4 protein-coding genes are annotated in these 13943 nt (G+C 68.5%); 1 reads left to right on the forward strand and 3 read right to left on the reverse strand.

Features of this window, described 5'->3' with window-relative positions:
• Window positions 1–9 precede the first annotated feature (9 nt).
• Window positions 10–6921 (reverse strand): polymorphic toxin-type HINT domain-containing protein, encoded by a 6912-nt coding sequence (locus AC07GB_RS28930; RefSeq protein ID WP_478850483.1) that lies wholly within the window; start codon window positions 6919–6921, stop codon window positions 10–12.
• A 96-nt stretch (window positions 6922–7017) separates the two neighbouring features.
• Window positions 7018–10776 (reverse strand): laminin G domain-containing protein, encoded by a 3759-nt coding sequence (locus tag AC07GB_RS28935; RefSeq protein WP_478850485.1) that lies wholly within the window; start codon window positions 10774–10776, stop codon window positions 7018–7020.
• 536 nt (window positions 10777–11312) lie between these two features.
• On the opposite strand from AC07GB_RS28935, the gene AC07GB_RS28940 reads away from it, so the two are divergent.
• A complete protein-coding gene (locus AC07GB_RS28940; RefSeq protein ID WP_478850487.1) occupies window positions 11313–12338 on the forward strand; it encodes a chitinase in 1026 nt (341 codons plus the stop codon).
• A 69-nt stretch (window positions 12339–12407) separates the two neighbouring features.
• Here the strand turns inward: AC07GB_RS28940 and AC07GB_RS28945 are convergent, their stop codons facing one another.
• Entirely contained in the window at window positions 12408–13739 is a 1332-nt protein-coding gene (locus AC07GB_RS28945) for an Nramp family divalent metal transporter (RefSeq protein WP_478850489.1), read from the reverse strand.
• Window positions 13740–13943 lie beyond the last annotated feature (204 nt).

Genomic DNA, 13943 nt, shown 5'->3' on the forward strand with positions numbered 1-13943 from the left:
AGTCGAGTGCTACGGCATGTAGCCGCCTCTTGGTACGTCGATTTCAGGGTCTCTCCGATTGAGTAGAGTTCCCCCTCTGGTCTTGACGCCCTCCATCATAGTCTGCTCCATCCGACGGATCGCCGTCTTGCTCGTTCCGCTAGGCAGAGTGAAATAGGTGACGTTGGCTATGTCGTCCGCTGTGTATCCAGCCTTCCGAACCGCATGCTTGGAACGCATCGACTTGTTCACTCGTTCCCGAATGCTTGTCGTGGAACTTCCGACGTAGGTTGTCCCGTCCTTGAGATGGATCGAGTACACGCCCGGCTCGGTCGGCACGTCAAACTTGGTTCCCGGACCACAGTTTGCATTGTGAACGAGTACCGGCGTCTCGCCTGCCAGCACATAGTACGTGTGGATGTCCTCGACCGTGAGGTTATAGGTCCGGGCTCGCTGCGAGAAGGAGTGGTTGTTGGTCACGATGACGGTGTCACCGTCATTCGTGCGCAGCGTCATGCCGGGTGCCAAGTCACGGGCCTCGACCCAGCGGCGCTCGGACGGTGACCAGAACGGATGCTCATGGGTCGCGGTGAGGGTCTCGATGCCGTCATCCGTGGCGATGGAGAGCTTGTTGAAGTGCTTGTCGCTCTCCGTGACGATGAGGCGCGTTACCTTCTTGGGTTCGGTTCGGCCGCTCTTCGGGTCCGTGGCGAGGACCCGGTCGCCCAGCTTGACGTCTTCGATGTCCTTGGTCTTACCGTCCGCCATGAGGACATCGGTGCCGGCCAGGAAGCACTTGGCGCAGTCGACTCGGGCTCCCCCCTTCTTCGCCCCGCTCGCGCCCTTCTCGCCCCTCTTGGTCAGCTTGAAGACGCCCTTCCCGATTTTGAAGGGCTTGCCCACCGGGGTGTCCAGCAGCAGGACGCCGCAGCCCGCACTCAGTTCCTTCGAGCAGCGCTGCCACGCACCGAAATCGGGGGCGATCATACCGATCACAGCGCCGACGGCCCTGGTGAACCAATTGCCGTTGTCGCCGGGCCCCTTCTTGAGTGAGTGCAGCCTGTCAATGCGCGGCCCGTAGCCCGTCACCCCAGCGCCGCAACCGGGTCCGCACTGGTACCTGTCCCTCTCGCGGCTGTAGCCGGAATTGTTCGAGGGGAAGTTCGGGTACTTGTCGCTCCACGTCTCACCGGAGGAGAAGTCCGGCGAGGCATTGGAATCGATGAAGTCGGCCGATCCACCGTCACAGCCGGTGCCCGTACACGTGTAGCTGTCAAGACCCGACGGGTCGGACGACGTGACGGGGTTGTTCTCCGCGTAGCTGTAGCCATTGAGGCTGCCGGGCTTCTGATGCGCGAGCAGCGGGTCCACGCTGATGAACTGGCCGATGGCCGGGTCGTACTCGCGTGCCCCGACGTGCGTAAGGCCGGTCCCCTTGTCCGCCGGCTTGCCGAGGAAGCCCTTGTCGTCCGGCCAGTCGGGAGCCTTCTCGCCGCGCGGGGAGCCGAAGGGCGTCGCGTAGCGCTTCGTCACCGCGTACGTCGTCGCGTCCAGGGCGATGCTCGACGTGCCGTGGTGGTCCGCCGCCAGGAAGCTGAGTTCCGTGTCCGCGGCTCCGCTGGTGCCGGTGCGGACCGCGATGGTCTGGCCGTTGGCCGTGTAGTAGCGGGTGCCAGCGAGGGTCTTCTTCGTGCCCTTCGTCGTCAGGCGGACTTCCGTGGCCCCGAGGTAGAGGACCGTGTCGCCGTCGCCCTTGGCGCGGCGGATGAGGAGTTCGCCGTCGGCGTCGTAGAGGTAGGTGGTCTCCGCCGTGCCTTCGAGTGTCTTGGCCAGCTTGCCTTCCGTGTTCCACGTCAGCGTCTGCTGGGCCTTCGGCCCGGGGCGCTTCGTCGTGTTGCCGGCCTTGTCGTACTCGTATGTGGCCGGGCGTGAGCCCGTCGTCTCGGCGAGCGGGTGGGGCTGGCCCTCCGGTGTGCCGTAGTCGTACGTCGTGGTCTCGTCACCCGACGACGTGTGCTGGGTTTCGGACTTGCGCTGGCCCGCGTCGTTGTAGGTGTACGACGTCCAGTACGGGGCCGCCCCGTCGATGTTGGCCTTCGTGCGCTTCGCAGCGGCGCAGTCCGCCGTCTTCGGGGTCCAGGCCTCGGTCAGGCGGCTGTAGCCGTCGTACTCGAAGCACTGGTAGTCGGCCTTCTGCGTGCCGCCCTGCGTCGTGGCGTCGAGGATGGAGAGGACGTTTCCGGCGTCGTCCCGCTTGAACTTCAGCTCCTGCGGCATGTAACCGTGCACGTCATCGGTGACGTAGGAGCGGGTGAGGCGACGCGTTCCCGCCTCGTAGTCATAGTTGAGGTAGGCCTTCTTCTCCGTGCTGGCGCCGCTCATGCCGAGGGTGAGCTGGCGCAGGTCGCCCTGCGGCGAGAAGGCGGCGCCGTGGAGGTAGCCCGTGGTGCCGTCCAGGCCGGTCTGCTGGCCCGTGGCGTTGTACTCGTAGCCGATCGTCTCGCCCTTGAGGCCCGCCACGGCGGGCTGCGAGGCCTGGCTGACCGTGCCGTCGAAGCGGTAGCCCGTACTGAAGGCCAGCTTCTGGGGGACGCCCGCCTTCACGATCGGGTCGTCCTCGGGCAGGCTGAGTTCGCTCTCCTTGACCTCGTAGAGCGGGGTGTAGGTGGTGACCTTCTGGGTGTACGCCTTGCCGGTCAGGCCGCCGTCGTAGCGGGTGGCCGTGTCCTGTTGGCCCTTGGCCAGGTCGTCGAAGGTCCAGGCGGCGAGCTTGTTGGCGTCCGTCTTCTCGGTGTGCCACATGCCCGTCTTGCGGCCGAGGTCGTCATAGCCGTACAGCAGCTTCCGGTTCTCGACGTCCTTGGTCGTGGTGGGCCGGTCGAGGCTGTCGTACGTCGTGGTCGTGACGCCCTTGTCGGGGTCGTCCGCGCTGACCTGGCGGCCGAACAGGTCGTAGGAGTAGGACCACTTGGCCTTGTCGGGGCCGGTGATCGTCTCCTGCTGGCCTCCGGGCGCGTAGGTGTAGCGGGTGCTCGTGAAGTCGGTTCCGCTCGGCTTCGGACCGCCGTACTCGCGCCGCAGCACGACCTGGCCGCGGGCGTCGGTGACCTCGGCCGTGGCCTGGCCGCCCTCGGGCGCGCTGGAGGTCACCGTGTCGCCGGAGTAGGCCGTCGTGGTCGTCCAGCGCGTCACGCCGAAGTTCTTCGTGACGGCCTTCGTGGCGCGGCCCGCCGCGTCGTACGTGGTGTCGGTCTGGAGCGGCGCCTGGCTGCCCTCGGTCTGCACGGGCGTGCCGCTCGGCGCCGACGTCTCGTCCCAGGTGTCACCCTGGGCACTGACGGCGAGGCCCCGCGTGTCGTAGAGCGTGATGCCGATCAGACGGCCGCCCACCGGCGTCGGGGTCTGGGTCTGACGGGGGCGCAGGAGCGAGTCGTAGAACTCGTACGAGGTGTTGTAGCCGGAGCCGTCGCCCTTGAGGGTGCCGGTGGACACCCAGGACATGGCCTTGCTGGTGACCTTGTATTCGTAGACGTAGTTAGGGGTCTTGTCGAGGACACGGAGCCGGTTGGGCAGCCAGACCTGCGTGGTGCGGCCGAGGCTGTCGTACGTCGTCTCCGTGATCTTGTCGTTCGGGTCGGTCACCTTCACCGGGGCGCCGGTGGCGAATTCGACATTCGTGGTGATCTTGTGGCCCTTGGCGTTCGAGACGCTGCTCGACGTCAGCGGTCCTGAGGCCGCGGGCGTGTAGGTGGTCTTCGCCGTCGTCAGGCCGTTGGTGTCCTTGATCTCGGTCGGCCGCCCAAGGGTGTCGTACGTCGTCGTGGCGGTCTTCTGCCAGGACGCGACGTTGTCCGTGCCGTAGGACTTCGCCCGGCCGGTCCAGGTCGGCCGGCCCTTGGTCGGCTTCTGGGCGGACGCCCACTTCGTGGCGTCCGGGTCGTCGTAGACGGTCGCCGAGTCGCTCACGACGTCGCCCGGCTTGTCGGAGTCGGCCGGCAGGTCGAGGTCCGCGACCGTCGTCGAACAGGGCTTGGCGACCGTACGCGTACGAGAGGCGAGGGAGTTGATGCCCTTGTCGTCGTTGCGGGCGTACCAGGTGCGGGTGCACAGCTCGTCACCTGTGACGTCGTCGTCGCCCTTGTCCTCGACGGCCTCGGGCATGCCGTAGTCGTCATAGGTGGTCTTGACGGTCCGGGCGCGGTCGCGCGGGGCCTCGCCACTGGTGACGCGCGTGCGCTCGTGCGTGGCGGCGGTACGGACGTAGTAGGCCTCGGTGTCCGCGTACGACTTGTGCTGTGTCGCGGTCCGCTTCGACCACGGGTCGCTGATCGTCGCGGAGACCTCGGTGTCGCCGTTGTAGGTGACCGTCTCGCGCGCGAAGCCCGCGTACTGGTCGGAGTCGGTGATCTCCTCCGCCTTGATGCCGCCGGCCTTCGCGGTCCTGCGCTTGTCCGGGTCCGGGGTCTTGCCGTCGGAACCGGCGACGCGGTCGCCGTTCATGCCGCGCATGTAGACGCTGACCGTCTTGAGGCGGTCGGTGCCCTTGTCGCCGGTGTAGTGCGTGACCTTCTCGTAGCCGCGCCAGACCGACCACGTGCGCTCCTTGGCGGGCGTCATCGGGTCGTCGTTGTAGTGCCAGGCGCCGCCGCCGGAGTACTCGTACGCGTGCTGCACGGCTTCCGCGCCGCCGCGCGGGTCCGTGGTGGAGACGGAGGTGACCGGGTACTTCTGGAACCAGTCGAGCTTCGGGGTCTTCTCGCCGTTCGGGGACCAGTACACGGGGTAGCAGCGCCGGGTGTTGTCGTCCGGCTTCGGCATCGTCCGGCCCGCCACGCATTCGGCGGGCTGGTACGAGACGATCGTCTGCGCGCCCGTCTCGGACGTGACCGAGCGCAGACGCGGCTTGTCCAGGGAGAGGATGTCGTCGGAGGCGCCGTCGACCCGGTTGGGCAGGAAGGCGTGCGTGAACTTCACCGGGTCGAGCGCGATGTCGTCGCCGCGCTTGCCGGTGTGCTGGATCTCGTCGAGCCACAGGGACTGGTCGGTGCTGTCACCGGTGTCGCCCGGGTCCAGGTAGAGGTGCTTCAGCTTCCAGCTGTCGACCTGCCAGTACGCGGGCACGTCCAGTGCGGCGTTCCAGGCGTACGTCGTGACGGCCGTCATGCGCTTGCGGGTGAAGAACGACGGGCCGACGTTGCCGGTGCACTTCTTGTCGTCCTTGCAGACGCTGTCGAAGGGGACGTCCGGCCAGTTGTCCCGCTTGTCCTCGGTCAGCTCGTCGCAGCCGGTACCGGACGCCAGGCAGCGCTCGGCGTAGGTGAAGGCGACCTTGTGGGAGGCGGCGGGCTTGGCGGAGAAGAGGGAGTCGGCGCGCTGGCCGTAGCGGATCTCCTTGAGGTAGCCGCCGCGCGTGTAATCAGTGCCCGTGTTGTCGTCGCCGAGCTTGTCGTAGTTGTTGTGCTCGGCCTCGTACCAGTACGTCATGGCGTTGCCGCTGGTGTCCTCGACGAGGTCGAGGTTCCAGCGCCAGGCCTGCTTCTTGTCCCGGTCGGAGAAGCCGGTGCCGTCGGAGTGGCCGGGCTCGCCCTCGTCGTCGCCGAAGACCGGCACGGTCCACACCGACTCGGTGCGGTCGTCCGTCCCCGCGCCTTCCAGCTTGTGGAGGCCGAACGTGTAGGTCGTGCCGTCGCCGGTGGTGACCGTCCAGTACTCACCGTTGTCGTCACCGTTGCTCGCGCCGGTGTGGCGCTTGACGGTGGACGCGTCGTCGTTCTTCAGCCGCCAATCGCCGCTGGTGTCGTCCTTGACCAGCTCGGTGGCCTTGCCGTTCAGAACCAGCGAGGCGTTGTCGTACTTCCAGCACAGGTCGTACTTCTTGTCGTGCCCGTCGTCCTCGCAGGAGCCGTACTTGCGCTCAATGTACGAGGAGGTCAGGTCGAAGCCCTCACCGATGACCGTGCCCTGGTTGTTCGTGGAGGCGGTGCGGCCGTCCACGCTTCCGGAGTCGTAGGAGATCGTCAGGTCGGGCGCCGGGCCCGCGGCCGCCGGAGGCGTGCGCAACGGGTACGACCACGTGAAGGAACCCGACGAGCCGCCCGCCTCCCAGGTGGAGGAGGCGGCGAGCGGGGTCGCCTTGTAGTCACCGGAGCCGGACTTGGTGCCCGCGGCCAGGGCAAGGACCATCGTCCGGCCCGCCTTCGCACCCGATGCGGCCGCGGGGAAGGACAGGGCGGCCTTCAGCCGCTCGTCCTTGCGGGCGTTGGTGAATGCGACCGGCTCGCGGGTGCGGCAGTCGGCTTTGCCGGGGTGGTCGAGGGCGCAGTCCGGCAGGCGCAGGACCTGGAGGCGCCCCGCCCAGTCGCCGCCGTACGCGGAGGCGAAGGCCGAGTAGTCGATGCCCAGACGCGCCTTGCCGCCGTCCTTGGGGCCGGTCGCCGTGAGGACGACGCCCTTGACGCCGAGCCGCCTCGCCTCGCGCTGATCGAGGACCTCGACCTCGAGCTGCTCGGCCACCCGCTGGGGAGCGCCCCGCACCGCCTTCGGCGCGGAGAGCGTGACCGGCAGGGATCCCGGCCTTGCCTGCGCCGCACCCGAGCCGGGCAGCTTCAGGGCCGCCGCACCGGCCTTGGGCCACGTCACGGTGCGCCGCTGGTCGCCGCGCGCCCGCTCGGCCGCCTCGCGGTCGGCCGCGGCGGACTCGCGGACCGCGGCCGTGTTCTTGTCGTTCGCCTCCACCGTGAACGGTGAGACCTCGGCCGAACGGGGGGCGTCCAACTTCGGTCTGCCGAGCGGGTCCGTGGCGGCTGCCGCCGTATTCGTGAACATCACCGGGGACAGCAGCCCCGGCAGCAGGGCGAAGCCCGTGACGACGGCGATCCGCGAACTCCATCGGCGTCTCGCTGATCTGCCGGTTCCGGGCAGCCCGAAGCCAAGCTGTTTCATGTGTGTCTCCTCGCGTGCGGCCGCCGTGTCGGGCGGGCCGCACGCCTTCGAAACCAGTGAGGGAGAAGAGAAGGCCGGGACGAAGGCCCCGTCGGCCTACGTCGAGGGCTCCGCGATCCGGTCGGTGACCTGCTCCCGGTTCATCGCGCCGGCCCACACGCGCAGCTTCGCGAGGTCCCCCGGCAGGTAGTGACCGGTCTTGCCCTGAGCGGAGCCACGTCCCACCGTCAGGGCGCCGTCACCCTGCTGGGCCCTGGCGAGCCCCGCGTCGTCTTCACCCTGCTGGGCGAACTGGCCGACGTAGAGCCGGGCCACGCCGAAGCGCTGGTCGCCGTCGTCGTCGGTGAAGTCGAGTCCGGCGTCGAAGACCCCGGTCACGTCGACCCAGGTGTCCCACTCCTTGGTGCCGATCGTGTCCTCGGCCGGTGCCACCGCCGTGGCGACGACCTTGCCGTCGGCGTTCACCGCGGTGCGTCCGAACTTCCACTGGTAGGCGCCGGAGGAGACCTTCTCCACCCACAGCGCCCACGACGACTCCTTGCCGACTGGCGTGGCCTGCCCGGCCACGAGCGTCCGGTAGCCGACGTCCTTGCCGGCGAAGTCGGCCTTGGTCAGCCGCACCCGCGCCGAGACGGTGAACGACCCGGTCTCGTCGACGACGGGGCCCCCGACCGATGCGTAGCCGCTCTTGCCGTCCAGGACGAGGGAGGTGGCGTCGTCACCGGTCAGACGGGCACCGGAGTCGGAGAGGTCCAGTGGGCCCCGGTGGTAGGGGAAGGATGCGCTGGACGGGTCGTCCGGGTCCTCCGGGCTCTCGACGACCTGGCCTCCGGAGGAGATGGTGGCGTCCCAGTGCCCGACTAGTTCGTTGGTGGGCAGGCCGCCGCGCTCCAGACGGCTCTCCTCCCGGATCTGATCCCCCGTGAGCGGACGCTGCCACGTGGCGACCTCGTCGATCCTCCCCAAGAAGTACTCGGCGTAGGAACCGCCCACCTTCGAGCGCCCGACCATCATGTTCCGGTCGGCGGTCCACGGCGTGTACTTGGGAGCCTCGTCCGCGAGCACCACCGGCTTGCCCTGGGGCCTACCGTTGAGGAAGAGCTGGATGGTGTCGTCCTTCTCGTCGGCGTTGTCCTGTGTGTCGAAAACGCCTACGAGATGCGTCCACACCTTCAGGGGCGGGTTCTCCGCGTCAGCCGTGGAACGGATGTACACGGGTCCGTCCTTGTCCTGGTCGGTGCGGTTGAACACCCACTTCTTGAGGGCGGAGGAGTAGTAGAGCGTGAAGGCGGAGCCGTGCTCGCCCGGCGCGGACAGCACCACGCGGTTGGGCTTGTCGTCGGTCAGGTACGCCCACGCGGACACCGTGAAGGAGTCCTGGGTGTTGACCGGGACGCCGTCCGTGGAGGCGTAGCCGATCTGCTTGTCGGGGTCGCTCTGGTTGTCGTTCAGGCGCAGCGAATAGTCCCCGGCGCCGCGCCGGCCCAGCGTCGACCAGTCGGTACCGGCCTCGTCGCGCAGCACGACGTCGTGGCGGCTGCCGACCTGGCCGGTGTCGTTCGCGACGGTCTTGCTGGACCCCGGCCCCGCGTCGTCGAAGCGCCACCGTCCGGTCGTGCCTTCGGCCGCGCCGACCTTGAAGACGAACTCGGCGGGCGGGCCCCAGCGCACCCGGCCTTCCTTGTCCTTCTTCAGGTCACTGGCCTCCACGGAGAGGGTCTGGGTGCCCGCAAGACCGGGCTTGAGGGACGGGACCATGGCCGACCCGTCGCCCATCGACTTCACCGTCCTGGTCGCGTCGGCGTCCGAGGTCAGGAGGCGCCACCGGTACTCCTTCACGTCCTTGTCGGCCTTGTTCGGGCGGAAGAAGAAGAGCCCGCCCTTCCCCGGCCCGCCACGGGCCGCGCAGTCGTCGGCAGTGCACTCGGAGTACGGAGCGAAGGACTGGATCGTCGGCTCCTTCGGCGCGGTCGAGTCGATCCGCAGGTAGCACCACTTCGAGTACGGGGAGAAGAGGTCACCCTTCTTGCCGCCGTAGACCCAGTGCGACTGGGTGCGCGCCTTGAAGCGGTACAGGCCGCCGTCCGCCCGCTTGGTGGTGGTGATCCTCTCCATCGTGCCGTCCGGGTCCCAGCCCGAGTCCGGCTTGTAGTCCTTCCAGACCTCGTCCCACGTACCCGACGTCGTGTCCGTGCTGGAGCGCTGCATCACGAACTCGGCCTGGAGGGAGCCCTCTTCTTCCCCTTGATGCTGTTCGACCTTGGTCTGCACCCGGGCCTGGATCGTCGGCTTGTCCACCGTGACGGTCACAGGGTCCTTCGCCGACCTGCACTGCGCCTTGCCGTTGCCCGTGCCGGGAATGGCACCGACCGAGGTCGGCACCCCCGGCTTGTGCATGTACCAGACTTTGAGTTCGGCATTGTTGTCGAACCGCTTCCACGCCCGCGGCTCGCCCTCGTCCTTGGCCCGCAGCATCAGCGTGAGGCGAGAGATCTTGCCGTTGGCGAGGGCCCGCACCGTGGAGGCGAGGTTCTCGTCCTTCTCGTCGGGATTGTCGTTGAACTCAATCCAGGAGTTGGGCTGTTCGGGGCTGCACAGGTTGCCGCGCCCCGCCGAGACGTACCGGTCGCCCATCTGGTCGAGCTGCTTCGGGCCGGGCCAGCGCGTGCCCTCGGAGATGTTGTCCGTGCGCTCCAGGTCGACCCAGTGCGGCTGGCAGTTGAACGACCACGTCTCGTATGCGCGGAACGTGGCGTCCAGGACGTGCTTGCCCGCGAGCTTCGAGGCGCCGAACTCGAAGTACATCCGGTCCGTGTAGCCGCCGAGGTCGCAGTAGTACCCGTCGGCGATGCCGCAGCGGCCGACGCCCTTGGGCTCGCTGAACTTCCAGAACTTGTCGCCGTCCGACGACAGCTTCGTCCACTCGGAGAGACCGAGGCCCACGGAGGGGTCGATGAAGACGGGGTACACGGTCTTCTCGCCGCGCAGCAGGTCCAGGTCGGGGGTCACCGACACCGCGCCGTCCCCGACGGTCACGGGGAGGTCCGCGGTCGCGTCCCCCTGGCCGGGCTGCGCCGGGTCCTCGGTGACGCCCTTCCTCGCGGGGCGGTCCTCGGGGGCGATCGCGCGCAGGCTCTTGCGGGGCGCGGGCGCGGTGTCACCGGCCGAGTCCCACATCTGCCCGGACGGCCCCCGGAACACGGCGTTGCCGTCGGCGTCGACCGCGCGCAGGCCTCCGCCCTCGCCGGGGGTCACGCTCAGGCCCTCGCCGCGCGCGGTGAGCCTGACCTTCTCCAGCTCGGGGCTCGCCGCGGCCTCGGCCGACTTGACGACCAGGACCTCGCGGTAGCCCTCGGCCGTCGCCGTCAGCTGGAGGTCCACGCCCTTGACCGGTACGTCCGCGTACGTGGCGGTCGCGCCGTCGAGGGTCGGCTGGGGCAGGGCGGCCGGCCAACCGAGCTTGAGCCGCCGGCCCTCCGCCCCCAGGGTCAGCAGCCCGGATCCGCTACCGCCGCCGGAGAAGGCGAGGTCCACCACGGCGGACTTCGGCCCGACGGTGCCGTCGGGCCGCTTCTCCAGGGTGACGTCGATGCCCCGCCACGCCCCGCTCTTGTCACGGGCCCGCTGCGGCTCCGTCGCCTGGGTCATGACGAACGTGCCGTCGGGATTCGCCATCGTCGTCGTGTACTCGGTGCGCTCCGACGTCACTTCGACCGGCTCGCCCGTGGCCTCCGCGCGCTGCGAGGCGGTCTGCTCCGTCAGCGGCCCGGCAGGCGCCGAGGCGTGCGCCTCACCGCCGGTGACGGCGAACGCGACCGTCGGCAGCAGCGACAGGAGAAGGGCTGTCGCCGTCACTCCCCCGGCAGCACGTCGTGACCTTCTTCGATTTCGGGCATGACGATGCCCCCACCCCAACTCCACAGTCCCCACCCCAGAGTTACGAAAACTTCACAGTTTGCAGGTGGAGAGAGTTAACGCCCAGCTGATTCCTTGCGTCAATGTGAACTGCGCCACAAATTTAACTTCCTGTGCAACCTCAACAAGGGCGCCGAAAACGGAACTTCGACCTCCATCAACCCGCAGCCACCTCGGAGCCAAGCGGATACTCGCCGCATCACACGATTGAACCCTCAAGCCGGGGTCATGAACGCGCCATTTCTGAACCGCTCCAGAGGCGAGGTTTGAAACGCACCACCTTTGCCAGCGCGACGTCACAACCTCGTCGACGGAGTGACGCAGACATGCGGAATCAGCCACGCCAGCCCGCCGGGCCCGCCGTCACGCACCCCCTTGACAAGCACATTGGTCTGGACCAACTTGTACGACCAAGCACCAGCGGTGGCCACCGCCCCTTCCGGCCCGTACGGGCCCTCCCCCCACCGGAGGCTGAAGTGGACCGCGCACGCGTACGTACACGTAGGAAGAAGAGCGGCGTTCTCGCCGGGATGATCGCCGCGTTCGGCCTTGCGGTCGCCGGGCTCGCCACCGGCGGGGCCGGGAGCGCCGACGCCCGGGAAGCCGAGGCGCGGGCCGTGCCCAAGCACGCCCTCACCGGGTACTGGCAGAACTTCAACAACGGAGCCACCGTGCAGCGGCTCGGCCAGGTGCAGGATCAGTACGACATCATCGCCGTGGCCTTCGCGGACGCCACCGGGACGCCAGGGAAGGTGACCTTCAACCTCGACTCCGCGGGGCTCGGCGGCTACACCGTCGCCCAGTTCAAGGCCGACATCAAGGCCAAGCAGGCGGCCGGGAAGTCCGTGGTCGTCTCGGTCGGGGGCGAGCGCGGCAGCGTGTCCGTGAACAGTTCGGCCGCCGCGAACAACTTCGCCGACTCCGTGTACGCGCTCATGCGGGAGTACGGCTTCGACGGCGTCGACATCGACCTGGAGAACGGGCTCAACGCCACCTATATGACCCAGGCCCTCAAGTCCCTCTCGCAGAAGGCCGGCCCGGGGCTCGTGCTCACCATGGCGCCGCAGACCATCGGCATGCAGTCGACGTCCAACGCGTACTTCAGGACCGCCCTGAACGTGAAGGACATCCTCACCGTCGTCAACATGCAGTACTACAACAGCGGGGCCATGCTGGGCTGCGACGGGAAGGTCTACAGCCAGGGCTCCGTGGACTTCCTGACCGCGCTCGCCTGCATCCAGCTGGAGGGCGGGCTCGCGCCGTCGCAGGTGGGGATCGGGACGCCCGCGTCGCCGCGCGGGGCCGGTTCGGGGTACGTGTCGCCGACCGTCGTGAACAACGCCCTCAACTGTCTGGCGCGCAGCACCAACTGCGGGTCGTTCAAGCCGTCGAAGACCTACCCGGGCATCCGGGGGGCCATGACCTGGTCGACCAACTGGGACGCCCTGAACGGGAACGCGTGGTCCAACGCCGTGGGCCCGCACGTCCACGGCCTGCCGTAAGCCCCACCGGCCTGCGCAGCGCCGCCGTCGCCCCGGTCACGGCCACGGCGGCGCTGCCGCATCCCCAGGTCAGAAGAAGCTGCCCCAGTCCTGGTCCGTGATCTGCTTGACGCACAGGACGAGGAACAGCAGGCCCGCGATCGCCAGCATGCCGTTGCTGAGCCAGCCGTTGCGCCACTCCGCGGGCGTGCGCGAGGAGTTGAGGAGCCAGATCAGGGTCAGGGCCAGGAAGGGCATGAAGGCCGCGCCCAGGACCCCGTAGATGATGATCAGGCGGAACGGCTGGCCCTGGAAGAGCAGGATGATCGGCGGGAAGGTCAGCCAGAGCAGGTACGCGCGGAAGGGGACCGAGCGCTCGCGGGCCCCTGCGGCCACCTCGGCGCCGGTCGACGCGGTGCCGTCGGCGCCCGTGCGGGACTTGCGGTAGTGCTCGACGAAGTCCGCGAACATCAGGCTCACGCCGTGCCAGACGCCGATCAGGGAGGTGAAGGACGTGGCGAAGAAGCCGATGAGGAAGAGCTTCGACGTGGCGGTGCCGTACTCCTTCTCCAGGATGTCGCTCAGCTGGACGAGGCCCTTGTCGCCGCTCGCGATCGCCACGTTCGCGGAGTGCAGCATCTCGGCGCCGACGAAGAGCATGGCCACGACGAAGACGCCGGTCGTGATGTACGCGACGCGGTTGTCCAAGCGCATCACCTTCATCCAGCCCGTGTTCGTCCAGCCCTTGGCGTTCACCCAGTAGCCGTACGCGGCCAGCGTGATGGTGCCGCCGACGCCGCCGATGAGGCCGAGGGTGTTGAGCACCGAGTCCTTCTCGTCGGGCAGGACGGGCAGCAGGCCCGCGACGGCGTCGCCCAGGTTCGGGGTGACGCGGATCGCCAGGTACACGGTGACGACGAACATGACGCCGACCAGGACCGTCATGACCTTCTCGAACACGTCGTACTTGTTGAACCAGACGAAGACCAGGCCCACCACACCGGTGAGCACGCCCCACCACTTCAGGTCCATCACGTCGGGGAACAGGGCCTGGAGGGGCAGGCCCGACGACGACATCGCCGCCGCGCCGTACGCGAAGCCCCACACCACGACGTAGACGACGAAGAACCACGTCGTCCAGCGGCCGAGGCTCGCCCAGCCGTCGAAGAGCGTGCGGCCGGTCGACAGGTGCCAGCGGCCCGCCGCCTCGGCGAGAGAGATCTTCACGACGCAGCCGATGACGGCGGCCCACAGGAGCGTGTAGCCGAAGTTGCTGCCCGCGATCAGCGTGGCCACCAGGTCGCCGGCGCCGACCCCGGTGGCGGCGACGACGATGCCGGGACCGATGTACTTCCAACTGGACTTGCGGGGTGCGGAGTCGACGCCCCCGGCGGTGCTGGGTCCACCCTTGGTTTCGGCCATGCGATCAAGAAAGCGTAAGGACGCGCGGCGCACAAGGGGTCGTACGGCAGCGGGCCGTGTGACACGGGAGGCGCGCGCCCCGGCCGCGCGGGCGTCACCGAGGCACCGCACAGCCACCGCGGGGCCGCCGCACGGCCCCCGCACAGTCGGCTCAAAGACGCGTTGACCAGAACATGCCATCCCGCGACCATGGGCCAGCACGGG

The sequence above is a fragment of the Streptomyces sp. NPDC045778 genome (genome assembly GCF_056431945.1).